The organism is Actinoplanes auranticolor (assembly GCF_018332655.1).
Classification (GTDB): domain Bacteria; phylum Actinomycetota; class Actinomycetes; order Mycobacteriales; family Micromonosporaceae; genus Actinoplanes; species Actinoplanes auranticolor.
Map to the genome: position 1 here is coordinate 1 of NZ_BOQL01000001.1, position 22,712 is coordinate 22,712.

The window sequence follows — 22,712 nt, forward strand, 5'->3', positions numbered from 1 at the left end:
GTCGTTCCCGCGACGCCCGGCAGTGTCGTTCCCACCACGCCCGGCGGCCTCGTCCCCACCACACCAGGCAAGGTCGTTCCCAGCCGGCCGGGCGCCGTCACTCCTCCCGGGCGGGGTGGGCTGCGGCCCGGGGCCACCACCCCGTACCCGCCCGGCGCCGGCCCGTGGCCTGGTGGCGTACCGCTGATCCCCGCCACCGGGTCGTCGACCGAGCCCATCAGCGGCATCCCCGGCATCGGCGGCCCGCGGCCGGCCGGGCCGCAGTGGCCCGGCGATCCGGTCCAGGCTGTCGGCCCCTTCGGCCCGGTGCGGATGCCCGGGTTCGTTCCGCCGGTCGACGCCCGCCCCGTCCTTCCCCCCGACGGTATGGATCCTGCCGACGATGCTGCCCTGCGGGAGATGGCGCGGCTGCTCGGCAACAGTCTGTCCCTGGCCGGCGGGCCCGAGGAGGTCGCCGAGCGGTTGCGCGCCGCGCTCGTGCAGGCTCAGCCGGGGCTTTTCGCCAGGTTGCCCGGTGGCCCGGCCCTCCAGGCCACGCAGCTGGCCGAGGCCCTGACCTGGCTGGTGCACCACCTGGACCAGCCGCCGGTGCTGGTCGCGGCGTGCGGCCGGCTCGGTGCCTCGCTGGCCGAGTGCGGAGTGCTGCCGCAGCAGTTGCAGCTCGCCGGGGCGGCGCTGGCCGAGGCGATGCGGGCCGGCATGGCTGCCGGTGGCTGGCGGCAGGATTTTGATCAGGCCTGGCGGTCGACGTGGCAGCACGCGTACGAGTGGATCGCCCATGGGATGGCCGCCGCCGCTTATCAGCCGACCTTCTGGACCGCGGTTGTCGTCGGGCACGAACGGCGCCGGGATGATCTCGCTGTGCTGTGGCTGCGACCGTATTTGCCCATGCCTTTCCGGCCCGGCCAGTATGCCCGGATCGAGGTGCCCGCGCAGTCGGGGGTGTGGCGGCCGTACTCGTTGTCGGGTGCACCTCGCCGGGACAACCTCGTCGAGTTGCACGTGCGGGCCAAGAGTCACACCGGGGTCAGCGGCACGCTGGTCTACCACACCGCGATCGGGGACACCGTACGGATCGCCCGGGCCGAGGGGGAGATGGGGTTGCCCGCGTCCGGGCGGGACCTGCTGATGATCGCCGGGGACACCGGGGTCGTTCCGCTCAAGGCGCTGCTCACCGAACTGGCCGAGACCGGGGATCCGCGGGCGGCGGTCCTCTTCTGGGGCGTGCGCAACCTCAGCGAGCTGTACGACATCGACGACATCACCGACATCGCCCGAGCCTGCCGCCGGGCCACCGTGATTCCGGTGATCTCCGAGGGGGAGGCCGGGCCGTACCCGAGTGGCCTGGTCACCGACGCGGTCGCGGCCTACGGCGAGTGGTCCGAACACGAGGTCTACCTGGCCGGACCGCCGCTGATGCTGGCCGCGACCAGCCTGGCCCTGCAGGCGCTGGGCGTGGCCCCCGACCGCATCCACCACGACAAGCCCGACTGACGAGCCCCGGCCCGCCCTGGCCGATCGGCCAGGCCCGGCGGCCGGGACGCGTCGGCGGCCGGGCGGTACCGGACCGGTCAGATGAGGGCGTCGGCCAGGATCTTGGCGTAGGCCGGCGGCACGTACGTCGGCCCGCCCGGCGTCAGCACCTCGTCCCGGGACGCCGCCGCCCACGCCTCCGCCGGCACCGCCGCCCGCAGCGCCGTGATCACCGGTGCGTCCGCCCACTGCGGGTCGTCGCCCAGCATCGTCAGCGCGACCAGCGACTCCTCCACCTCGCCGACGCATTCGAACGGCTTGTGCGCGTCGATGCCGAGCAGTTCCAGGTAGCCCGGCACCTGCTCCGGCTCGGCGAAGAGGTCCCGGCCGAAGATCCGGGTGAGCCGGGACCGGGACATCGACGGAGCCATGGCCAGCGCCACGAACCGGCACTTGGGGCAGTCGCCGCACCAGCGGGCCGTCGGGTCGTGCAGCTTGAACGCCTTGTTGCAGCTCGTCACCACGTCGTCGTACGCGGTGTGCCGGGCGAAGAGCTGGGCGATGTGCAGCTCCGACAGCGAGCGCAGCAGGGAGAAGTACGGCTCGGTCAGGCCGGTGTGCGCGGTGACGGCGGCCCGCAGCAGGCCCTCGGCGGCCACGCCCTTGGACCACTGATGGTTGATCTCGTGACCGTTCCAGATCAGGTTGGGGTCAGAGGCCGAGCGTTCGTTGGACATCACCACCGGGCCCAGGCCGTGCAGGGCCGCGGTGGCGATCGCGATCAGGGAGTTGATCGCGGTCACCGGGATGTGGCCGTTGAGGGCACCGGCCTTGTTCAGCTCGAACAGGCGCGGGTCGAGCTTGCGGCGGGCGGCCAGGGCGGTCAGGCCCGAGGCGGCGTTCACGTTGACGATCACCGGGTTGGGGTTGACCGAGAACGGCACCGGGTCCAGCCCGGCGGCCCGCAGGATCTCCAGGGTGACGATGGAGTCCTTGCCACCGCCGACCGCCGACAGCGGCCGCCCGTCCGAGTTGTCCACGGGGGAAGCGGGAGAAGCCGAGGAAGCCGGCGCGGTGACCGACAGCTCGAGCACGTGCGGGAGCTTGTTGACGTAGGCGTACTCCCCGAGACCGTGTGTGTAGACGGCTGTGAAGAACTCGGTGACCGCAGCCGGCACCGCGACCGGCGCCTCGATCCGGGCCGGCGCGCCGACCTTGTAGTAGCTCACCCCGGCGACGACGTGCAGCAGCTCCAGCACCTTGAAGAAGTGCGCCGGCGGCTTGCCCGGCCCGAGCGGGAAGGTGATGGTCTCGGTGAACTCCAGCGGCGCCGGGCCGTCGAGCAGGTAGTCGAACTCCGCGACTCCCGTCGCCCGATCGAACCTGTATGCGGGGAACCGCATGACCTCGTACTGCGCGCGCACCCGGAGCTCCCGTCGTAGGACCAGCGAGCCATACTAGTGCGACTCGACCGAGGGAGACGATTGTGCGCCTGGCAGACCTGCGCGGCCGTTCCGTAGCCGTCTGGGGGACCGGCCGCGAGGGCCGGGCCGCCGTCACGGCCGTCGCCGCCCACGGTCCCTCGCGCCTGATCGCGGTGGACGACAGCGTCAACTTCCTGTCGGTGCCCTGGGAGGGCGAGCTGGCCGCACTGGCGCCGCTGGCCGGCGGCGACCACGCCCAGGCCGCCCTGGTGGCCGCCGACGTGGTGGTGCGCTCGCCGGGCGTGCCGCAGACCCACCCGTGGATGGCCGACCTGCGCGCCCGCGGGGTCACGGTGACCGGTGGCAGCGCGCTGTGGATGGCCGACCACGCGAACCGCACCATCGGCGTGACCGGCAGCAAGGGCAAGAGCACCACGTCCAGCCTGATCAGCCACCTGCTGGCCGCGGTGGGGCGGCCCAACGTCTTCGGCGGCAACATCGGGGTGCCGCTGCTCGACCTGCCTCCGGCAGAGCTGTACGTCCTGGAGCTCTCCAGCTACCAGTGCAGCGATCTGACCGACTCCCCGCGGGTCGCCGTGGTGACCTCGCTGTTCCCCGAGCATCTGGACGCGCACGGCGGCGAGCGGGAGTACTACCGCGACAAGCTCAACCTGCTGGCCCACGGTCCCGAGCTGATCGTGATCAACGGAGCCGACGACCGCCTGATCGCCGAGACCGTGGCGGTCAAGGACGCGAACGGCTTCGCGGCGATCCCGGCCGCCGGCGGCGATTCGCGGTTCCGGGTCGAGGCCGACGCCCAGGTCTATTGCAGCGACGAGGCCCTGTTCCCGCGGGACACGCTCAAGCTGCGGGGCCGGCACAACGAACGCAATCTCTGTGTCGCCCTGGCGGTGCTGGACGGCATGGGCATCGACGTCGTCGGCGAGCGGGAGGCCCTGCGCGTGGCGGTGGCATCCTTCCAGGGGCTGCCGCACCGGCTGGCCGAGATCGAGGACCCGTCGGGGCTGACGTTCGTGGACGACACGCTGTCCACGAGTCCGTACTCGGCGATGCACGCGATCGACGCGTACGAGGGCCGGCCGTTGACCGTGCTCGTCGGCGGCACCGACCGCGGCCTGGACTACAGCCCCCTGCGTGAGCACCTCAAGGACCGGGAGATCACCGTGATCGGCCTGCCGGACAGCGGGCCGCGCATCCTGGCCGAGCTGGCCGGCCTGGCCGGCGTGCGCACGGAGGCGGCCGAGGATCTGCCTTCGGCGGTACGGCTGGCCCGCAAGCTCACGCCGGCCGAGGGAGTGGTGCTGCTGTCCCCGGCGGCGCCCAGTTACGGCCGTTTCCGCAACTTCGAGCACCGCTCCGAGGTCTTCGCCCAAGCGGTCCGCGACAGCGCTTAACCGGTTCTGGGCAGAATTATTGCCGGAGCTTCCTCTGTTTCGAGACGCCCTCGCGGATTGCGAGGGCGTTTCGCGTTGCTCGCCGGTTCCCCCGTCCGGGCCACTCAGTCACGCCGTTTGATGCCGTTGGCGACCCAAAAAGCCGACCAGTAAAACGGTCTAAACGGGTGCAGGTGATAGCGGTCACGCCCTAACGGCCATATGTGGATCGACGTACGTCAACCGACTGCCGGGTCACCCGCATCGACCGACGTGCTCCAGGTAACGGTTTGAAAACTTCACCCACGGTCTTGACACGGGGGGTCAGAAAGTAAGAACTTTTACCGCGACAGTTAACACTCCTTTCTGAAGGGACGGCCCATGGTCGAGCCAGACGCAGACGGCACCGCAGCGACCGCGGTCGTCGACTCGCTGGTGCGCGACCAGGCCCCGCCGCCGCAGCACACCATGAACAACTCGGACGGGGTACTGGTGCGGGTGCGCACCCTGCTGCCCGAGTTCACCGGCGCCCTGCAGCGCGTCGCCGAGCAGGTCCTCACCGACCCGGCGGCGGCCTCCCGGGCCACCATCGTCGAGCTGGCCGAGCGCAGCGGCACCTCGCCGGCCACCGTGACCCGGTTCTGCCGGGCGCTGGGCTTCGACGGCTACGCCGACCTGCGCCTGGGCATCGCGGCCGAGACCGGCCGGGCCCGCGCGTCCGGCTGGACCGTGGACATCGGCCGTGAGATCCAGCCCAGCGACCCGCTGGAGCGGGTGCTCGGGCAGATCATGGCGGCCGACACCCGGGCCATGCACGACACCGCCTCGCTGCTGGACCTGGCCGAGGTCGAGCGGGCCGCGGTGGCCATCGCCGCCGCGCCGCGGGTCAACATCTTCGGGGCCAGCGGCAGCGCGCTGGTCGGCGAGGAGATGCAGTTCAGCCTGCACCGCATCGGGGTGGCCGCCTGGGCCTGGACCGATGTGCACAACGGCCTGGCCAGCGCCGCGCTCTCCCGGGCCGGCGACGTCGCCCTGGGCATCTCGCACAGCGGCGAGACCGGCGAGACCATAGAACTGCTCGCCGAGGCCAGCAGCCGCGGCGCCACCACCATCGCGCTGACCAGCTTCCCCCGCTCGCCCCTGGCCGAGCTGGCGGACATCGTGCTGCTCACCGCCACCCAGGCCACGACCTTCCGGCCGGACGCGCTCTCCGCGCGGCACCCGCAGCTGGTCGTCCTCGATCTGCTCTACGTAGCCGTCGCCCAGCGGACCCACGAACGTTCGCACGCGGCCTTCCAACGCACCGCCCAAGCCGTCCACGGCCACAAAGCCGTCAAGGACGGGAGCTCCGCCCCATGAATTCGAGATCCCCTCTCACCCGCATAACTCATTCGTCCAGGAGGACTAGCGTGAAGCGCAGAATCGCGGTTGCGGCGACCCTCGCCGCGACGCTGATCGGTGCCGCCGCGTGCGGCTCGAACAGCGACAGCAGCGACACCCCCAACGCCGCCGCTTCCGTCAACGGTGCCGGCAAGACCATCAAGGTCTGGCTGATGGTCGACGCCCAGTCGGGCTGGCCCGAGGTCGTCAAGCAGGCCAACGAACGCTTCACCCAGGCGACCGGCGCCCAGGTGCAGGTCGACTACCAGCAGTGGACCGACCACCTGGCCAAGCTGGACACCACCCTGGCCGGTAACGACGTGCCCGACGTGGTGGAGCTGGGCAACACCGAGATGCCCAAGTACGTCTTCAACCAGGCCTTCGCCCCGCTCGACAAGGGGCAGTTCGAGAACTCGGCGCAGTGGCTGACCGGTCTCTCGGCGCCGTGCGAGCTCGACGGCAAGACCTACTGCGTGCCGTACTACGCCGGCGCCCGGGTGCTCGGCTACCGCACCGACCTCTTCGAAAAGGCGGGCCTCGCCGCGCCGAAGACCTACGAGGACGTCATCAACGCCGCGAAGGTCCTCAAGGAGAAGAACGGCAGCGACAAGCAGTTCTCCGCCTTCCACATGCCCGGCAAGTACTGGTACGCGGGCATGGCGTGGGTGCACGGCAACGGCGGCACGATCGCCAAGAAGGACGGCGACAAGTGGGTCGGCACGCTGTCCGAGCCCGGTGCGCAGGCGGGCCTGACCAAGTGGGCCGAGCTGGCCAAGACCTTCTACAGCGGTGACCCGACCAAGGACGAGAACGACCAGGCGGCGATCTTCTCGCAGGGCAAGACCGGCATGATGTACGGCAACGGGTGGGAGCTCGGCGCCGCGCAGGAGCAGCCCAAGGACCCGAACAACCCGGCCGGCGACAAGGTCAAGACGAAGGTGAACGGCAAGGTCACCGGCGTGGCGATGCCCGGCATCCCGTCCTTCCTAGGCGGCTCGAACGTGGCCGTCACGGCCAAGAGCAAGAACGCCGACCTGGCCGCCAAGTGGGCGCAGATCTTCACCGACACCAAGAGCCAGGAGGCGCTGATCGCCAAGGGCGCGCTGCCCAACGCGACCAACCTGCTGGACAAGGCCGCCGCGGTGAAGGGCAACGAGGCGACCGCCCAGGCCGCCAAGGAGACCTGGTTCGTCCCGATGGCGCCGAAGTGGTCCGACGTCGAGTCGGCCAACGTGCTGCAGAACATGCTCGTCAGCATCGCCAGCGGCAAGGCCACCGTGCCGGACGCCGCCAAGGAAGCCGACACGAAGATCAACGAGATCCTCAACGCCAGCTGACCGGACGCGCCGCCCGCCCGGCTCCGGGCGGGCGGCGCACCCGGCACCTCACTTTCCCCCGCAAGAGAGGTAAGGGACCGATGTCCGTCGTCGACTCCCCGTCCGCCCCGCCGGCAGAGCAGCCGCCGGCCGAGGCGCCGACGGGTGGGCGCGCCCGGCGCCAGCGTCGCTCGGCCACGAGCGGCGGCTTCGCCCCGCTGGTGCTCACCCTTCCGGCGCTGCTGCTGCTGGCCGGTCTGCTCGGTTATCCCCTGGTACGGATGGCCGTTCTGTCGTTCCAGAGCCTCGGTCTGCGCCAGCTGTTCGGCAACCTTCCCCCCGACAACGTCGGCTTCGACAACTACGTCAAGATCTTCACGGACCGGACCTTCTACGAGGTCGTGGCCCGGACCGTCGCCTTCACGGTGGTGTCCGTGGTGCTCACCGTCGTGCTCGGGCTCGGGGTCGCGCTGCTGATGCGCCGGGTCGCGCCCAGCGTGCGGATCGCCATGATCGTCGCGATGATGTTCGTCTGGGCCATGCCGCAGCTGGTCGCCACCCAGACCTTCCGCTGGCTGGTGGACTCCGACTTCGGTGTCCTCAACTACCTCATCGACCTGCTGCCCGGCGTCGACTTCGCCAACCACAGCTGGTTCGCCGACCCGTGGCAGGGCTGGACGGTGATCACCACCATCGTGGTGTGGGCGGGTATCCCGTTCATCGCGATCACCCTCAACGCCGGCCTCACCCAGGTCCCCAAGGAACTGCTCGAGGCAGCCGTCGTGGACGGGGCCTCGGTCTGGCAGGCGCTGCTGAAGGTGACCCTGCCCATCCTCAAGCCGCTGCTGATCATCGTCACCACGCTGTCGGTGATCTGGAACTTCGGCCTCTTCACCCAGGTCTGGGTGGTCCGCAACGGCCGGCCCGAGGAGGAGTACCAGGTGCTCGCGACCTGGTCCTACAGCACCGCGTTCAACAACAACAACTACGGACTGGGCTCCGCGATCGCCGTCGTCACCGTGTTGCTGCTGCTCTCCGTGATGGCCTTCTACATGCGGCAGATGTTCAAGATCGGAGACGTGGACTGATGGTCGCCACCACACCGCAGACCGCCGTACGCAAGCGGCGCCGCCCGCAGCGCGAGTCGGACACGCCCACGGTCGGCCGGAGCAGGGCCGCGACGGTCGCCGCCAACACCTTCGGTGTGCTGTTCGCGATCGTGATGTTCTTCCCGGTCTACTGGGTCATCAACACCTCGTTCAAGCCGGCGCCGGAGATCCTGCAGTTCGAGCCCACGTTCTTCCCGAGCACCTTCACGCTGGACAACTTCAAGTCGGCGTTCAACGCGCCGTTCTTCCAGCAGAACCTGATCAACGGCGTGCTCATCACGTGTGGCGCGGTGCTCGGCGCGCTGGTCGTCGGCTTCCTGGCTGCCCTGGCCATCGCCCGGTTCCGGTTCTACGGCCGCAAGGCGATCATCCTCGTCGTCCTGTCGGTCCAGATGGTGCCGTTCATCGCCATCCTGATCCCGCTGTTCCTCATGCTGCAGGGCGCGAACCTGACCAACAGCCTGATCGGGGTCACGCTGGTCTATATCGTGTTGATCCTGCCGTATACGGTCTGGACCCTGCGCGGTTTCATCCAGGCCATCCCGCGCGAGCTCGACGAGGCCGCACTGATCGACGGAGCCAGCCGATTCCAGGTCTTCTGGAAGATCATCCTGCCGCTGACGGGTCCCGGTCTGGTTGCGACCTCCGTCTACGGCTTCATCCAGGCCTGGAACGAGTTCATCATCATCAACACGCTCAACGACCAGGCGAACCAGAACCTGATGGCCTGGCTCCTGCAGAACCAGACGAGTCGTGGCACCTTCTGGGGCCCGCTCATGGCAGGGTCGATCTTGACCGCCCTCCCGGTGGTCATCTTCTTCCTGATCGTCCAGCGCAACATCGCAACCGGCCTGACGGCTGGCGCCGTCAAGGGCTGACCCGGCACCGCATCACCATCTGAGGAGAAAGCGCATGACTGAGATTTTCAAGCCCGAGGTCGACCGCCGGACGCTGCTGCGCCGCGCTGCCGCCGTGGGCCTGCTGGCCACCCCCGCCGTCACGATGCTGAGCGCCTGCGTGGGCGGCGGCAGTGACGACAAGGACGCCGCCGCGGACAAGCCCGCCGGTACGGTCTCCGCGACCAACCCGCTGGGCATCAAGGAGGACGAGCCGCTGGAGATCCTGATCTTCAACGGTGGCCTCGGCACCAAGTACGCGACCGACGTGGACATCCCGTCGTACAACAAGCTGTTCCCGAACTCCAAGGTCACGTTCAACCAGGCCGAGGAGATCTCCACGGTGGTGCAGCCGCGGTTCACCGCGGGCAACCCGCCGGACATGATCAACAACTCCGGCTCGAAGCTGATGGACCAGGGCGCCCTGGTCCAGGCCGGCCAGGTGCAGGAGCTGACCGACCTGTTCGCGGCGCCGTCGGTGGACATCGCCGGCAAGACCGTCAAGGACACCCTGATCCCGGGCACGATCGAGCAGGGCACGTTCAACGACAAGCCGTACGTGCTCAACTACGCCTTCACCGTCTTCGGCCTCTGGTACAGCGGCAAGCTGTTCAAGGACAACGGCTGGACCGTGCCGACCACGTGGAGTGACTTCACCGCGCTGCTCGACAAGATGAAGGCCAAGGGCATCACGCCGTTCGGCTACGCGGGTGCGAACGCGCCGTACTACATGTACACGCTGCTGCTCACCAGCGCGGCCAAGATCGGTGGCGCCGACATCCTCAAGAACATCGACAACCTCGAGGACGGTGCCTGGACGAACGACGCCGTCAAGCAGGCCGCCGCCGCGTGGGCCGAGATCGGCGCCAAGTACTCCAACAAGGCGTTCCTCGGTCTCAAGCACACCGAGGTCCAGCTCCAGCAGAACCAGTACAAGGTGGGCCTCTACCCGTCCGGCTCCTGGCTCGAGAACGAGCAGGCCAAGGACACCCCCGCGGGCTTCGACTACCAGCTCATGCCGGTGCCGAGCGTGACCACGGCCGACAAGCTGCCCGTCACCGCCCTCTACGCCGCCGCGGGCGAGCAGTACTTCGTCGCCAGCAAGGGCAAGAACCCGCGCGGCGGCATGGAGTTCCTGCGCCACATGCTGAGCAAGGCCGGCGCCGTGGGCTTCACCCAGCTCACCAAGACGCTGACCGTCGTGGCCGGCGCCACCGACGGTATGGAGATCAGTGCCGGCCTGACCTCGGGCAACAAGGCCCTGGGCGCGGCGGGCGCGGACACCTTCAGCTTCCGCTTCGACACCTGGTACAAGAAGCTGGACGACGAGCTGCGCGCCGCCACCAACGAGCTGATCTACCAGGGCGGCACCGCCGACAAGTTCGTCACGCGGATGCAGAAGGCCGCCGACGCGGTCAAGAAGGACTCGTCCATCCAGAAGTTCTCCCGCTGACCAAGCGCTGAGCCGCTGACGACGTACCCGCAATCACGAACGGAGCTAAAGAACCATGAAGCACGGCAGGTACCCGTTCATCATTGGCTTCCTGATCGTGCCGGTGGCCATCTACGGCACGTTCGTGATCGCGGCGTACGTCCAGGCGTTCCAGCTGTCGTTCACCAACTGGCGGGGCTTCTCGCCGGACGTCAGCTACATCGGCTTCGACAACTTCGTCAAGCTGTTCCAGGACAGCACGTTCTGGAAGGCGATCCAGCACCACATCCTGCTGCTGATCTTCCTTCCGTTGCTCACCATCATCCTGGCGCTGTTCTTCGCGTTCCTGCTCAACGTGGGCGGCGGCTCGAAGGGCGGCCGTACCCGGGGGGTCTGGGGTTCGAAGTTCTACCGGGTGGTGTTCTTCTTCCCGCAGCTGCTGGCCCTGGCCCTGGTCGCGGTCATCTTCTCCCGGGTCTACTCCTCCGACGACAGCGGCCTGATCAACGGCCTGCTCAACCAGGTCGGCGCCGGGCCGGTGCTGTTCCTGGCCGACAAGAACCTGGCGCTGTGGTCGATCCTGGCCGTGCTCGTCTGGCAGGCGGTCGGCTTCTACGTGGTGCTGTTCTCCGCCGGGATGGGCTCCATCCCGACGGAGATCTACGAGGCTGCCGCGCTGGACGGCGCCACCCGGGGCACCCTGTTCTTCAAGGTGACGCTGCCGCTGCTGTGGAACACGCTGCAGGTCGCCTGGGTCTACCTGGGCATCGCCGCCTTCGACGCGTTCGCCCTGGTGAACGTCATGTCCGTGGACCGCGGCGGCCCGGACGGCGCCACCACGGTGCTGGGCCTGGAGATCTACCGCAACGCCTTCGACTACGCGCAGTTCGGCTACGCCTCGGCGATGGGTGTCGTGCTGTTCTTCCTCACCATCACGTTCGCGGCGCTGACCCTGCGGGTCACCCGGCGCGACGCGATCGAGCTGTGAGCCGGACCGGGAGCCTCAAGTGACTACTACCAAGACGGACGGGCCGGCGGCCTCGTACACCGGGTCGCGGCACGCCACCCCCGCCACGCAGCGGGAGAAGAAAGAGATCAAGCTCTTCAGCGGCTTCGCCCACGTCGCCCTGGCGGTCTGGGGCCTGCTGGTCATCGCGCCGCTGATCTGGGTGATCCTGGCGTCGTTCAAGAGCAACGCGGAGATCTTCACGCAGGCGCCGTTCAGCCTGCCCAGCAAGATCTCGTTCGAGACTTACAAGACGGCCTGGACCGAGGCGCACGTCGGGCGCTACTTCCTCAACAGCGTCTTCGTGGTGGCCCTCAGCACGGCCGGCACGATGCTGCTGGGCTCGATGGCCGCCTACGTGCTGGCCCGCTACAAGTTCGTCGGCAACCGCTTCATCTACTACCTGTTCGTCTCGGGCCTGGCCTTCCCGGTGTTCCTGGCGCTGGTGCCGCTGTTCCTGATCCTGCAGAACCTCGGCCTGCTCAACACCTACACCGGCCTGATCCTGGTCTACATCGCGTACTCGCTGCCGTTCACGGTCTTCTTCATGACGGCGTTCTTCAAGACGCTGCCGAACCAGATCGCCGAGGCCGCGATCGTCGACGGCGCCTCCCACACCCGGCTGTTCTTCCAGGTCATGCTGCCGATGGCCAAGTCCGGCCTGGTCAGCATCACGATCTTCAACATCGTCGGGCAGTGGAACCAGTACCTGCTGCCGGTGGCGATCATGCAGGGCGCGGGCGCGCAGGAGAAGTGGGTGCTCACCCAGGGAATCGCCAACATCTCGGTCTCGGCGGGCTACCAGGCCAACTGGGCCGCGTTGTTCGCGGCGCTCACGCTCTCGATCCTGCCGATGATCATCGTGTACGCGTTCTTCCAGCGTCAGATCCAGTCCGGCCTGACCGCGGGCGCGACCAAGTAGCTCAGCACGGCCCACCGGGCGGCGTCCTTCCACGGGGGAGGGGCGTCGCCCGGCGGCGTTCCGTTACCGCGTGGTGAACCGCTGCACCGCGGCCTCGACGTCGGGCTCGGTGACCGGGAAGCCCGGGAAGCGCGACAGCCGGACCAGCGGGATGGCCCGCATCATCTGACCGTTGGCCGGGTCGGAGAGCATGTCGGTGAACAGGCCCGTGCCGAGCTGCTCGCGCAGCCAGGAGCCGGCGGCCGGGTGCGCGAGCCACATGTCCACGGTCGATTCGGCGGTCAGCGGCACGGCGTAACCCGGGCCGGTCAGCGTGACCGTGCCGGTGAGGCGGATGTCCCGCGAGGACGCGCCGACGCGCACGCCGAACTCGCCGCCCTCCACCACCCAGCCCCGGGCGCCCTCGTGCCAGAACGCGAAGGCCCGCGCCCCGAGGGTCAGGGTCACCGGCGCGCTCTCGCCGGGGCCGAGCGCGACCTGGGTGAACGCGCGCAGCTCCTGCTCGGGCCGGTACACGCTGGCCTGGGGATCGGTGACGTAGAGCTGGACCGTCTCCCGGCCGGGGCGCCCGCCGGTGTTGGTGACCGTCACGCTGACCTCGACCCGCGGGTCGTCACCGTCGGCGAGCACGGAGACGGACAGGTCGCTGTAGCCGAAGCTGGTGTACGACAGGCCGTGGCCGAACGGGTACGCCACCTCGAGGCGGTGGGCGTCGTACCACCGGTAGCCGATCAGCAGGCCCTCGCCGTACCGGACGTGGCCGAGCTCGCCGGGGAACGCGCCGATGGTCGGGTTGTCCGTGAAGCGCACCGGGACGGTCTCGGCGAGCCGGCCCGCCGGGTCGGCCGCACCGAGCAGCAGGTCGGCGGTCGCGCTGCCGCCGGCCTGGCCGAGCAGCCAGCCCTCGAGGACGGCCCGGGCGCGGTCCTGCCAGGGCGCGACGGTGACGACCGAGCCGTTGGACAGCACGACGACCACCCTCGGGTTGGCGTCGGCGACGGCGTGCAGCAGGTCGAGCTGGTGGGCGGGCAGGTCCATGTGGTCGCGGTCGTAGCCCTCGGACTCGTACGACGCGGGCAGGCCGAGGAACAGCACGGCCACGTCGGCGGCGGCTGCCGCGCGTACCGCCTCGGCGACCAGGCCCTCGTCGGCGGCGTCGGACTCGATCACGAAGCCGGGGGCGAAGGTGACCTCGCGGCGCCCGTCGAGGGCGGCCCGCAGGGCGTCCAGCGCAGTGTCCACCCGGGTGGGGTTGACCTGGGACGATCCGGCGCCCTGGAAGCGCGGCGTACGGGCGAACTCACCGATCACCGCGACCGGGCCGCCACCCGCTGGGTCGAGCGGCAGGATGCCGCCTTCGTTCTTGAGGAGCACGGCGCTGGCCGTGGCTGCCTCCCGGGCGAGCGCGTGGTGGGTGTCGGCGTCGAAGCTCTGCCCCTCGTGCAGCGCCGGCAGGGCTCGGTTGATCAGCGTCAGCACCCGGGTCGCCGCCCGGTCGACGTCCGCCTCGCTCAGCGTCCCGGCCCGGACAGCGTCCAGGATGACGCGGGTGCCGGCGCCACCGGACGACGGCATCTCCAGGTCCAGCCCCGCGGCCACTCCGGCGTCACGGCGGTTGACCGCGCCCCAGTCGGAGACGACCAGCCCCTCGAAGCCCCACTCGTCCCGCAGCACCTGGGTCAGCAGCCACGGGTCCTCACTGGCGTACGTGCCGTTGATCTTGTTGTAGGCGCACATCACCGTCCAGGGCTGCGCCCCGGTGACCACCCGCTCGAAGGCGGGCAGATAGATCTCGCGCAGCGTCCGCTCGTCGACGTCGGCGGAGACCGTCATCCGGTCGGTCTCCTGGTTGTTGGCGGCGAAGTGCTTGAGCGAGGCACCCACCCCGGTGCTCTGCAGGCCGTTGACCAGGGCCGCGCCCAGCTCCCCGGCGAGCAGCGGGTCCTCGGAGAAGTACTCGAAGTTGCGCCCGCACAGCGGCGAGCGCTTCATGTTGACACCCGGGCCGAGCAGCACGGCGACCTGCTCGGCCCGGCACTCGCGGCCCAGCGCCTCGCCGATGCGGGCCAGCAGGCCGGTGTCCCAGGTGGAGGCGAGCCCGGCGGCGGGCGGGAAGCAGGTGGCCGGGACGCTGTCGTTGAGGCCGACGTGGTCGGACTCGCCGGCCTGCTTGCGCAGCCCGTGCGGCCCGTCGGTGACCATCACGCCGGGGATGCCGAGGCGCTCGACCGGCTGCGTACGCCAGAAGTCGGCCCCGTCCAGCAGGGACGCCTTCTCCTCGAGGGTGAGGGTGGCGAGCAGCGCTTGAACGTCGAGTGTCATGACCCGACCGTAACAATGAAAACCTCCATGCGGAAGTTTCTGTGTCCTACGATGACGCGATGGACCAGCCCTCCGAGATCACCCGGCGCGGCGCGTACGACAAGGGTGTGCGCCGCCGGCGCGAGATCCTCGACCGGGCCATCGAGGTCTTCGCCGACCGCGGCGCCGAGGGCACCTCGCTGCGGGCCGTCGGCGCGGCCATCGGGGTCTCGCACGCCGCGCTCAAGCACTACTTCGCCTCCCGCGAGGAGCTGCTGATCGAGGTCTACCGGGCCGCCGAGCAGCGCTCGATCGCCGAGGACCCGCCACCGCCGGACGTCTCGGTGGTCGGGCTGATGACCCACGCGGCCCGCCGCAACCACGGCGTCCCCGGTCTGGTCCAGCTGTACTCGACGCTGGTGGCCGGTGCCCTGGAGGCGGGCCACGAACGGTCCCGGGAGTTCTTCGGCCGGCGCTTCGCCGACCTCCGCGGGGTGCTGACCGAGCGCATCGAGGCGGACCAGCGGGCCGGCCGCATCCGCTCCGACATAGCGCCGCAGGCGGCGGCCGCGCTGATCATCGCGGCTTCCGACGGCCTGCAGACCCAGTGGCTGCTGGACCCGGCCGTCGACATCGAGAAGTCACTGGAGCTGCTGGAAGGGCTGCTCGGCGGCTGAAGTGTCATACCCGCCCGGCAGAATGGGTCCGTGCTGGTGGCTGTGGTGTCCGACGACGGGAGCTGGCACGGGTCCGGCCGCTGGCAGCAGCTGCACCCCGACGGCAGCCCGGCCGGGGAGCCGCAGCGGGTCGCCGACCTGCCGGCCGCCATCGCCGCGCGCGAGGCCGCCGAGCGACCGCGCTGGCTCTGGGCGGCCACCACCGACTGCTATCCCACGCTGCTGCGGGCCGGGGTCCGGGTGCGCCGCTGCCACGACATCGAGCTGACCGAGGCGCTGCTGCTCGGCCACGCGGGCCGCTGGGGTGAGCCCCGGGCGCTGGCGGCGGCCTGGGCCCGGCTGACCGGCGCGCCGGTGCCGGCCGACCCGCCGCCGCGGCTGCCCGAACCACCGGGCTTCGCCCAGGGCGCCCTCTTCGAGGCCATGTCCGGACCGTCGGCCACCGCCGGCTCCGTGACCCTCGAGGCCCTGACCAGGGTGTACGCGGACCAGCAGGCCCGGATCGCCGCCACCGGTCAACCCGGCCGGTTCGCCCTGCTGGTGGCCGCCGAGTCCGCGGGCGCGCTGGTCGGCGCCGAGATGGGCCACGCCGGCCTGCCCTGGCGCGCGGACATCCACGACCAGCTGCTGCGCGACCTGCTCGGCGCCCCGCAGCCGGTCGGCCCGCCCCGCCGCCTGGCCGAGCTGACGGCCGAGATCAACGCCGCCTTCGGCGTGCACGGCCTGCACCCGGACTCCCCGGCGGAGGTGCTGCGCGCGTTCGCCCGCGCCGGCATCGAGGTGCCGAACACCCGGGCGTGGGTGCTGCGCCAGGTGGAGCACCCAGCGGTCAAGCCCCTGCTCGAATACAAGGAGCTCTACCGCATCTGGACGGCGCACGGCTGGGCCTGGCGCGACGCCTGGATCAGCGAGGGCCGCTTCCGCCCGGAGTACGTCCCGGGCGGCGTGGTGTCGGGCCGCTGGGCCACCCGCGGCGGCGGCGCCCTGCAGGTGCCCAAGGTGGTCCGCCGCGCGGTGGTGGCCGACCCGGGCTGGCGGTTCGTGGTCGCCGACGCGGGCCAGCTGGAGCCCCGCGTGCTGGCGGCGGTCTCCGGCGACTCCCGGCTGGCCCGCGCGGGCGCCGCGGGAGACCTCTATGCGGCCCTGGCCACCGACTCGTTCGGCGGCGACCGGGCCAAAGCCAAGGTCGCCCTGCTCGGCGCGATGTACGGCCAGACCGGCGGCGCGGCGATCCCGGCCCTGGCGGTGCTGCGGCAGAGCTACCCGACAGCCTTCGACTACGTGGAGGCGGCGGCCCGCACTGGCGAGGCCGGCGGCCTGGTCCGCTCGTGGCTGGGCCGCACCTGCCCACCGGCCTCCACGGCGTGGCGCGAGGCGGGCCTGGAGCCGCCGGAGGAGTCGGGCTCGGCCGAGCCGCAGGGCGGGGCGTCAGGCCGGGCGCGAGGCCGCTTCACCAGGAATTTCGTCATCCAGGCAACGGCGGCGGAATGGGCGCTGGTCCTGCTGGCGACCCTGCGGACGGCGCTGGAGGGGACGCGGGCGGAGCTGGTGCTGTTCGTGCACGACGAGGTGGGGGTGCACTGCCCGGCCGAGGAGGCGGAGCAGGTGGCGGAGGCGGTTCGGGTGAGTGCGGCCAGGGCGGGGGAGCTGTTGTTCGGGGGGATCGCGGTGCGGTTCCCGCTCGATGTGTCGATCGTGGAGTGCTACGCCGACGCGTGAGCTAGCGAGCCGTCGCCGCCCGGAGTTCGCTCAGCCACTCGATGCCGAGCCGATGGCCGTCGGGGAACTGATCGTCGCGATCCCAGCGCCACGCAGTGATCATCGCCAGCATGACTGCCCGGCAGTCGCGGAGCAGGTTGTGGTCGACGTCCGGGTAGAGCTCTCCGACCTCGACGGGTGCGTGGGCCAGATCGAACTCGACCGGCCCCCGGCAGCACGTCTCGAAGTCGATGAAGAGCGGGCCGATGGGGGTGGGGAGCAGGTTGCCCGGGTGAGGTTCGCCGTGCAGGAGCTGTTCGGGCCGGCCGCTGTCGCTGACCGCCCGGCGCAGGCGGTCCAACGTGGCCGCGAGAAAGACCCGGTCCGCGTCGGTGAGCTTCGGCGTCCGGTCGTGGTCGGCCACGAGCGTCCGGGCCTCGGAGATCCGGTCCGTGAAGTGCGGGGTGGGCAGGTCGACCTGACGCATCCCGGCGTGCAGGCGTTCCAGCGCGCCGGCGTAGTCCGCGGGCGGGAGCGCTCGAGTGGTCACCGGTTCGTAGTAGGTCCACAGGGTCACCACGAAGTCGTCCCGGACGAAGACCTCGGGCGTTTCCAGCGCGGCCACCGGGCTGCCGGCCGCGAACAGCCGCCGGGCGACATCCACTTCGAACTGGGCTGACTGGTGTGCTGCCGGGGCCACCCGGGCCAGAACATCGCAGGGCTGAAGGCGCAGGCTGAGCTTGTTCGAGTTGTGCAGCACGACGGCGTCGTGGGCGGTCAGGCCGAGCGATGCGGCGGTCGACAGGGCTGCCTGGATTGCCCGCTGGGCCGCGTCCGCCTGCATCGGAGCACCGTAACTCAGCCTTCGTGCAGCAGCAGCCGTATATCGATCTCCCTTGCGTCACCGCCCGGACGCGCGACGAAGTTTGGAAAACCGCTGTCATGGCCTCGGGCGAGGAGGTTCTGCGAGACGCCGGGGCACTACCACTCTCGAGGGTGAATCACGCGACCCCCCGATCATGCCCCGCAGAGCACCACAGCACCACAGCACCACCGCGCCGGGAAAGGAAATTACCTGGGTATCGCCTGGCCACGCCTCTCGGTTCCGGTCGCGAACGATCGCCCACGACCGGACAGCAGACTGGAATCTCCGGTCATCCGGTCGCCGTACGCCGACATATCAAATCTGGGCCAAGCCTCGACCACCCTAGAATGCAAGGTGCGGTTCCGTCAGCGATCCGCTGCCCCGGACCCCGGCATGCTACGAGCCAGCCAAGGCGGAACCATGCCTCCGGACTCCCACGGCGCGTACCAGATTCGCGAAGCGTGCCGCACCATTGCCGCGTTCGCCTCCCCCGTGGACACGGCCACACTGATCACCATTTCCGACACCAGGCACCCCTCCGGCGTCCTTACCGTCACGGTGACCGGGGATCTCGACTTCGGCACCGCGTCCACCTTCTACCGGCAGATCTGTGGCCTCCTCGACGGCCGATACGGCGGCGGCGTGGAACTGGATTTCTCTCGTCTCAACTTCTGTGACCTCGCCGGATGGCGCGCCGTCCACGCGGTGGCCGAAACCGCCGCCACAATGGGGTACCAGGCCCGTATCACAGCAGCGGCATCATGCCTTGACGTAGTGCTGCGGCTCTGCCACATTCCCGTGTTCCTGGGTTACCGGCCGCCGCAGAAGGCGTTGTAGCAGTCCACTGTGCTGATGTCAGCAAGGTCGGGCGGTGGTGGAACAGGCGTGGAGCCATCGATAGACACGTCCTTGCGACAGAAACACTCGGCATCAGCTGCGCCACTACGCACGCGCGGGGCCGTTGTTCCGGGCGTGGATCGGTCATGGCGTCGCGAGGGACGCCAACCGATGGCCAGAAACGCTCGATGTACTGCCCGTTTGAGACCTGGTTGCGCAGATCGTGGGCTTCTCCGGGGCGCGCGCCTCTAGTCTTCTCCTCTCCGGAGGATCTCCGGGAGATGTCACTGCGCCCACCGTTTCCGCCTCGCGACGGCCGGTGCTTGCTGTAGATCTGAGGAGACGCCGTGTTGCTCGTGCGTGACGAGGTTCTTCGCGCTCATCACATGAGCCTGGCGGAGTCTCATCTGCGGACCGTCAGAGCGGTCCACGCCGGTACGGATGACCTGAGCGCACTGCAGGCGCGGAAGTTGCTCGACACGCTCGCTGTCGCGGCTCACTCGAGGCTCCATGCGGAGTCGTTGCGGGACTGGCGGGACGACCGTACGCTCGCCGAGGCCCGGGCGCTGCCGGCCGATGTGGTGCTCACCAAGCTGTTGTCCCGCGTGCCGCTGCTCGACCGTGGGGAGTTGCGCGCCCGGTCTCGTGACGCGTTCACCCGGCAGGTGACCAGTTTCCTGCACTATTACGAATCCTCGGGTACGACCGGCGACCCGGTGGCCGCGCCGAAGGCCGTCGACGACCTGGTGGTCAACACGATGAACATCGGCGAGATGTGGGGCCGGATTCTCGACCCGTCGGATTCGGCGCTGATCCTGATCAATGGTCCTTTCGCTCCTGCCGGATACCAGTTCGAGAAGGTCCTGGAATATCTCGGGGTCCTGTCGATGCGGCTGTGGGCCGACAACGTCACCGGCGACTACACCCGAGTGCTCCGGCTGGCCGCGGACCTGCAGGCCAATGTGTACGTGGGTACGGCCTCGCGCCTGCTGGAGCTGGTGCACTTCGCGGTCCGCAACGGCGCGCCGCCGCCGCGCTTCGACCGGCTGCTGCTGATGGCCGAGCAGACCGGCGAAAGCCTGCTACGGCACCTGGAACAGCTGACCGGAGCGACCGCGTACGTCGCCTCCTACGGCTCATCCGAGACCGGTACCACGGCGGTGACCTGCGAGCGCGGACGCCTGCATCTGCAGTTGCAGAGCTATCTGCTGGAACTGCACGACGAACGGGGCACCCGGCTGGTGGACGGGGGGCCGGACAGCGGCGAACTGGTCGTCACCACCCTGGATCTGCCGGCCCGGCCGCTGGTGCGCTACCGGACCGGTGATCTGGTCCAGACGACGGGCGAACCGTGCCCGTGCGGTCTCGCGCTGCCGGTGATGCGTACGCTCGGCCGGCGACAGGATGTGGTCACGTTCGGCGGCGTGAACGTACGGCAGGAGGACTTCGAGGCGGAACTGTGGTCCGGCGCCGGCGGAGGGCCGATCGTCCTCGATTACATGCTGGTCGTCCGGGGCCACGAGGTGGTCTGCCTGATGACCACCGACCAGCCACCGAGTGACTCGTGGGTCGCCGCCACGACCGGCCGTCTCGGCTCGTCCTTCGCGGGGCGGCGCTTCGGGATCGGTGTCGTGAACGCGCTCCCACCACTGGCAACGATGGGTTCCTACGTCGGCTGGAAGCTGTCGCGGATGCTGGACCTGGACGATGCGCGGGCGTGGAGCGGGCTTCCGGCGCCGATCGAAGCGGCGCTGCGAGAGACCCTGCAGCAGGTGGAGGCGTCCACCGGTCTGCGCCCGGCCCACCCCGGCGGCACGCTCACCGAACCGGAAAGGATCACCGATGAAAGCTGACCGGAGCCCGATGTCCGAGGCGGACAAGGCCCAGTTCGTGCTGGGTGTCTACTTCCGTACGCAGGCCGCGATCGAACGCTTCATGGGGGTGGACGGCCTGCCACAGTGGACCGAGCACGTCGCGAGTATCAACGCCGAAGCCGCCCGCCGGCGGGTGCCCGACGCCGCCGGCCAGGCTCGCGACCTGCTGACCGGCCTGGAGTCCATGCTCGAGGTCTACGGTTCGGACACCAGCCGTACGGAGACACCCGACCGTACCCGGCTCACCGTGCGCCGCTGTGGCATCTATGACTACCGGGAGCGTGCCCAGCAGCAGGGCGTACAGCTGACTCTCAAGCGACCCTGCGAGTTCTGTGTCGACCTGCACCACCGGACCGCCAACCACCTCGGCGTCACGGTCGAGCACGAGCTCGGCGAGCGCAGCTGCGAGTGGGTCGCCCACGTGCCGCCCGGCGACCAGGAGGGGCCGGCGTCGTGACGCAGAGCGACACGCTGCCCCTGCCGTACCGGCGCGATGCCGACTGCCCGTTCGACCCCGACCCGGAGATGAGCCGACTGCGTGCGCACGAGCCGATCTCCCGGATAACCATCAACGGTGGGGACGTCGTGTGGCTGGTCACCCGGTTCGACGACGGCCGGGACATCCTCGGCGACCGCCGCTTCAGCAGCGAGCTGACCCCGCTGGGAATCGTCCTGCCCGAGCCGGGCAACCGTACGCTGGCCGAGGAGTTGCAGGACCAGCAGCCCGGCACGTTCATCGAATCCGACCCACCGGAACACACCCGGCTGCGCCAGATGGTCGCCGGCGAGTTCAGCGCGCAACGGATGACGCAACTCCGGCCCCGGATCGAGGCCATCGTCGAGCACCACCTCGATGCGATGGCCGCCGCCGGGCCGCCGGTCGATCTGGTCAAGGAGTTCGCGCTGCCGGTGCCGTCGACGGTGATCTGCGAGATGCTCGGCGTACCGAAGGACTTCGACTTCGACTTCGCCGGCTACACCCGGATCATGACCGACGTGATGTCCAGCCTGGAGACGCTGATCCCGGCCCGGAACGCGCTACGTGCCGGGATGCGCGAACTCGTCGAGCACAACAGGAAGCAGCCCGGCGACAACGTGCTCGGCCGGATCATCCAGGAGCACGGGGCCTCCGTCACCGATCAGGAGCTCGTCGGTATCGGCAACCTGCTGCTGGTCGCCGGGCATGAGACGACCGCGAACATGCTCGGCATCGGTACCCTCGCCCTGTTGCGCCATCCCGAACAGCTGGCGTTGCTGCGCGACGATCCGCACGTCGTCGAGCGCGCCGTCGATGAACTCGTCCGGTACGTGTCGATCCCCAACCATGGGGAGATCAGGACCGCCACCGCCGATGTGACGGTCAACGGAACCCTGATCAGAGACGGCGAGCAGGTGCTGGTGGCGATCCCCTCCGCCAACCGGGATGAATCGAGGTTCCCGGATCCCGATCGGCTCGACTTCACCCGGGAACCCCGTACCCACCTGGCCTACGGCCACGGCGTGCACTATTGCGTCGGCGTTTCGCTGGCCCGCCTGGAGATGCACCTGGCGTTTCCGGCTCTGCTGCGGAGGTTCCCGGAGTTACGGCTGGCTGTCCCCTTCGAGGACGTGTCGTACCGGCGATCCAATGTCACCTATGGCGTCCACTCGTTGCCGGTCGCCTGGTAGCGCAGGAGCCCTTCACCGTTGCTTGGAGGCGATGAATGTCGAACATCACCGCAGTGCTGGCCCGGGTCGTGGTCTCCGACCTCGACGCGGCGATTCCCTTGTACCAGGCCCTTTCGGGTGCCCCGGAGGTGCAGCGGTTCGCCTTCGCCGGCGTGGAGCTGGCCAGCGTGGGCCCGTTCCTGCTGCTGTCCGGTCCGCACGCGGCCCGATACAACAATCGGGTGGCCACGCTGCTGGTCAACGATCTGGGCCCGGTGATCCGCGCCATCACCGAGGCCGGCGGCGACATCCTGGACGGACCCGATCCCGCCCCGAACGGCGCCCGGCTGATCGCGAGGAACCCGGACGGCGCGGTATTCGAATACATCGAGACCGGGCCACCAACATAGGAACTTCCGTAGCGTGGACCGTGGTGCCCTTTATCGGGTTACTGCAGCTGA

The 22,712-nt window shown here is 69.7% G+C and carries 18 protein-coding genes and 1 pseudogene; 16 read left to right on the forward strand and 3 right to left on the reverse strand.

What is annotated here, in order from left to right; genetic code table 11:
• Positions 1-1,494: pseudogene (locus Aau02nite_RS47225) on the forward strand (FAD-binding oxidoreductase); the annotation flags it as partial.
• A 77-nt stretch (positions 1,495-1,571) separates the two neighbouring features.
• Here the strand turns inward: Aau02nite_RS47225 and Aau02nite_RS00010 are convergent.
• A complete protein-coding gene (locus tag Aau02nite_RS00010) occupies positions 1,572-2,897 on the reverse strand; it encodes a MurL-like N-terminal domain-containing (protein ID WP_498368211.1) in 1,326 nt (441 codons plus the stop codon).
• 62 nt (positions 2,898-2,959) lie between these two features.
• Here Aau02nite_RS00010 and murD point away from each other — a divergent pair, with 62 nt between their 5' ends.
• From murD to Aau02nite_RS00050, 8 genes are all read left to right on the forward strand, one after another.
• Positions 2,960-4,312, forward strand: coding sequence for a UDP-N-acetylmuramoyl-L-alanine--D-glutamate ligase (murD, locus tag Aau02nite_RS00015; RefSeq protein WP_212986178.1), 1,353 nt, complete (start codon positions 2,960-2,962; stop codon positions 4,310-4,312).
• Between the two features lie 360 nt (positions 4,313-4,672).
• Positions 4,673-5,650, forward strand: a complete 978-nt coding sequence (locus tag Aau02nite_RS00020; RefSeq protein WP_212986179.1) for a MurR/RpiR family transcriptional regulator — start codon at positions 4,673-4,675, stop codon at positions 5,648-5,650.
• Between the two features lie 50 nt (positions 5,651-5,700).
• On the forward strand, positions 5,701-7,008 hold the full coding sequence (locus tag Aau02nite_RS00025) for an extracellular solute-binding protein (protein WP_212986180.1): 1,308 nt from the start codon (positions 5,701-5,703) through the stop codon (positions 7,006-7,008).
• Between the two features lie 80 nt (positions 7,009-7,088).
• On the forward strand, positions 7,089-8,075 hold the full coding sequence (locus tag Aau02nite_RS00030; RefSeq protein ID WP_212986181.1) for a carbohydrate ABC transporter permease: 987 nt from the start codon (positions 7,089-7,091) through the stop codon (positions 8,073-8,075).
• Positions 8,075-8,974 (forward strand): carbohydrate ABC transporter permease, encoded by a 900-nt coding sequence (locus Aau02nite_RS00035; RefSeq protein WP_212986182.1) that lies wholly within the window; start codon positions 8,075-8,077, stop codon positions 8,972-8,974. Before Aau02nite_RS00030 ends, Aau02nite_RS00035 begins: the two co-directional genes overlap by 1 nt.
• Before the next feature lie 34 nt (positions 8,975-9,008).
• Positions 9,009-10,445, forward strand: coding sequence for an N-acetylglucosamine/diacetylchitobiose ABC transporter substrate-binding protein (ngcE, locus tag Aau02nite_RS00040; RefSeq protein ID WP_212986183.1), 1,437 nt, complete (start codon positions 9,009-9,011; stop codon positions 10,443-10,445).
• A gap of 55 nt (positions 10,446-10,500) precedes the next feature.
• A complete protein-coding gene (locus Aau02nite_RS00045; RefSeq protein ID WP_212986184.1) occupies positions 10,501-11,412 on the forward strand; it encodes a carbohydrate ABC transporter permease in 912 nt (303 codons plus the stop codon).
• Positions 11,413-11,431: 19 nt separating this feature from the next.
• A complete protein-coding gene (locus tag Aau02nite_RS00050) occupies positions 11,432-12,352 on the forward strand; it encodes a carbohydrate ABC transporter permease (protein ID WP_438841079.1) in 921 nt (306 codons plus the stop codon).
• A 63-nt stretch (positions 12,353-12,415) separates the two neighbouring features.
• Here the strand turns inward: Aau02nite_RS00050 and Aau02nite_RS00055 are convergent, their stop codons facing one another.
• The gene (locus tag Aau02nite_RS00055; RefSeq protein WP_212986185.1) at positions 12,416-14,674 is read right to left on the reverse strand and encodes a glycoside hydrolase family 3 C-terminal domain-containing protein; all 2,259 of its coding nucleotides are present in this window, start codon (positions 14,672-14,674) and stop codon (positions 12,416-12,418) included.
• Between the two features lie 59 nt (positions 14,675-14,733).
• Between Aau02nite_RS00055 and Aau02nite_RS00060 the strand changes: the two genes are divergently transcribed.
• Positions 14,734-15,330 (forward strand): TetR/AcrR family transcriptional regulator, encoded by a 597-nt coding sequence (locus Aau02nite_RS00060; protein ID WP_212986186.1) that lies wholly within the window; start codon positions 14,734-14,736, stop codon positions 15,328-15,330.
• A gap of 30 nt (positions 15,331-15,360) precedes the next feature.
• A complete protein-coding gene (locus Aau02nite_RS00065; protein WP_212986187.1) occupies positions 15,361-17,049 on the forward strand; it encodes a bifunctional 3'-5' exonuclease/DNA polymerase in 1,689 nt (562 codons plus the stop codon).
• A gap of 1 nt (position 17,050) precedes the next feature.
• On the opposite strand, the gene Aau02nite_RS00070 is transcribed toward Aau02nite_RS00065, so the two are convergent.
• Positions 17,051-17,872 (reverse strand): phosphotransferase family protein, encoded by an 822-nt coding sequence (locus Aau02nite_RS00070; RefSeq protein WP_212986188.1) that lies wholly within the window; start codon positions 17,870-17,872, stop codon positions 17,051-17,053.
• A 441-nt stretch (positions 17,873-18,313) separates the two neighbouring features.
• Between Aau02nite_RS00070 and Aau02nite_RS00075 the strand changes: the two genes are divergently transcribed.
• From Aau02nite_RS00075 to Aau02nite_RS00095, 5 genes are all read left to right on the forward strand, one after another.
• On the forward strand, positions 18,314-18,730 hold the full coding sequence (locus Aau02nite_RS00075) for an STAS domain-containing protein (protein WP_212986189.1): 417 nt from the start codon (positions 18,314-18,316) through the stop codon (positions 18,728-18,730).
• Between the two features lie 347 nt (positions 18,731-19,077).
• On the forward strand, positions 19,078-20,583 hold the full coding sequence (locus tag Aau02nite_RS00080) for a phenylacetate--CoA ligase family protein (RefSeq protein WP_212986190.1): 1,506 nt from the start codon (positions 19,078-19,080) through the stop codon (positions 20,581-20,583).
• The gene (locus Aau02nite_RS00085) at positions 20,573-21,061 is read left to right on the forward strand and encodes a hypothetical protein (RefSeq protein ID WP_212986191.1); all 489 of its coding nucleotides are present in this window, start codon (positions 20,573-20,575) and stop codon (positions 21,059-21,061) included. The genes Aau02nite_RS00080 and Aau02nite_RS00085 overlap by 11 nt, the downstream gene beginning before the upstream one ends.
• Positions 21,058-22,272 carry a cytochrome P450 gene (locus Aau02nite_RS00090; RefSeq protein WP_212986192.1) on the forward strand — a complete coding sequence of 405 codons (1,215 nt, stop codon included), beginning with the start codon at positions 21,058-21,060 and terminating at the stop codon, positions 22,270-22,272. Before Aau02nite_RS00085 ends, Aau02nite_RS00090 begins: the two co-directional genes overlap by 4 nt.
• A 35-nt stretch (positions 22,273-22,307) precedes the next feature.
• Positions 22,308-22,661: a VOC family protein gene (locus Aau02nite_RS00095; RefSeq protein WP_212986193.1), complete on the forward strand. Its 354-nt coding sequence runs from the start codon at positions 22,308-22,310 to the stop codon at positions 22,659-22,661.
• Positions 22,662-22,712 lie beyond the last annotated feature (51 nt).